This window comes from Dermacoccus sp. UBA1591 (assembly GCF_002322065.1).
Lineage (GTDB): Bacteria > Actinomycetota > Actinomycetes > Actinomycetales > Dermatophilaceae > Dermacoccus > Dermacoccus nishinomiyaensis.
In genome coordinates, this window is sequence record NZ_DCNR01000017.1 from 18,563 (window position 1) to 20,019 (window position 1,457).

The following is a 1,457-nucleotide window of genomic DNA, read 5'->3' on the forward strand; positions in this document are numbered from 1 at the left end:
CTGGCCGCGCATCACTCGCTCGAGTTCGGCGACCTTGTGACGCACGGCCTGCAGTTCGGCTTCACGGGCGAAGGGCTGCCCAAGGTTCGCCTCGGCCGTCACCTTGTCGCGCTGTGCTGCGTCGAGTCGCTGCTCCGCCCTCGTCAGTGCTCCTTCCATGCCGGCGAGAGCGTTTTCCATCTTGGTGACGACGCCGTGCGACCCGGGTAGTCCCATGAGCGCGAACGCGTCGTCACGCACGAAGACGTCGTCGGGGGCTGCCTGCATCTGGAGGTTCGCCTTCGTGACACCCAGGCTGGAGTCGACGACCACGTCGAACCGGTGCCCGCCCAGCGTCACCAGGGCCTCGAGCGTGACAGGTTCTCGCGTGACGCGGGCGCGTGACGCGGCTGCGCCGAGGTGCTCACGGATGGCGTTGGCAGCTTCGACGCGCTCGGTGAAGACCTGGCCCGCGACGGTGGCGCGGAACGCGTCACCCTTCGTCTCGGTGCGGTCCACGATCGCGTCATTCAGCGCCGGGATGCGTCGCGAGTAGCTACTGATCGCGGTGTTCGCCGCGTCAACCGCCTGCCGGGTCTGGGTCTGTGATCGCCGGTGCCCGCGGTCGGCAGGCTTTCCAGGACCGACAGGTCTTGGTCGGCCTGGGCTTTCTCCAGGATGAGGGGGTTGTCCGAGGCGATCGCCTTGACCTCGCTCATGTTGAACGACTGGCTCGTCTCGATGTCCTCAGCGGTACGCGTCGCGGAGCCCTTGATGCACGTCCGCTTCGACTCCAGCTCCCGCAGGTCCGTGACCTTCGCACCCGGCAAGAAGTTCAGCGCCACGACTCTCCGCCATGATCGGTCTCGAGAGGCCCACCCCGAGCGCCTGCCGCCGACCTCACGACGCGGGTGTTGGCTCTCGAAACCGCTCTCGAACGGATCGTCTCAGAACGTGCCGACAACGATGGGGTTTGAGAGAGAGGTCGACCTGCTTGCAGTGCGGCGAAACTCGCGCTGATGTATGCCGAGCAGTTCTCGGCCGCCGCAAGCCTGTCCGGATACTTCAGCCCGCACGAGGACGAGATGACGGGTTCGTTGTTCGGTGGGCAGGAGAAGCTGCACCAGGAGAACGACCTGACGTGGCGGATCCAGCACCTGCCGATTCCCCACAGCGCGATCTTCGCGACGATGGGCCAGGCCGAGGGTGGTGACGAGGGCATCGAGAACACCCGCGCGTTCATGGCGGCTGCGCGGGCACCCCTCACGACGAAGTTCGAGGTCGTCGACGGCGGTGGCCACAACTTCGGCACGTACCAGCGCGTCATGCCCGATGCGTTCGCGTGGCTCAGTACCTACACGGGGCGCTGACCGGCAGACGACGTGGCCCGTCGCCAGTGTCCACGAAATCAGCCCCCGTTCGACGAGGCAGGCGGCCCAGCGGCGAGATTCGGGCAAAGCGGCTCTTCACGAATGAGG

Annotated in this window: 3 protein-coding genes; 1 reads left to right on the forward strand and 2 read right to left on the reverse strand. The window is 66.6% G+C overall.

Going from position 1 to position 1,457, the window contains the following annotated elements; translation table 11 throughout:
- Both B2284_RS01635 and B2284_RS01640 read right to left on the reverse strand, forming a co-directional pair.
- Nucleotides 1–498 (reverse strand): hypothetical protein (locus B2284_RS01635; protein ID WP_286697104.1); only part of this gene is annotated, 498 nt, incomplete at its 3' end.
- 11 nt (nt 499–509) lie between these two features.
- The gene (locus B2284_RS01640; RefSeq protein WP_006945045.1) at nt 510–824 is read right to left on the reverse strand and encodes a hypothetical protein; all 315 of its coding nucleotides are present in this window, start codon (nt 822–824) and stop codon (nt 510–512) included.
- Nucleotides 825–998: 174 nt separating this feature from the next.
- Here B2284_RS01640 and B2284_RS01645 point away from each other — a divergent pair, with 174 nt between their 5' ends.
- Nucleotides 999–1,349, forward strand: a complete 351-nt coding sequence (locus B2284_RS01645) for an alpha/beta hydrolase (RefSeq protein ID WP_040014582.1) — start codon at nt 999–1,001, stop codon at nt 1,347–1,349.
- The last annotated feature ends 108 nt before the right edge of the window (nt 1,350–1,457 follow it).

Excerpts from the sequence above, each read along its gene's own strand:
- B2284_RS01645 (WP_040014582.1), top strand. The coding sequence starts at position 999 with ATGTATGCCGAGCAGTTCTCGGCCGCCGCAAGCCTGTCCGGATACTTC.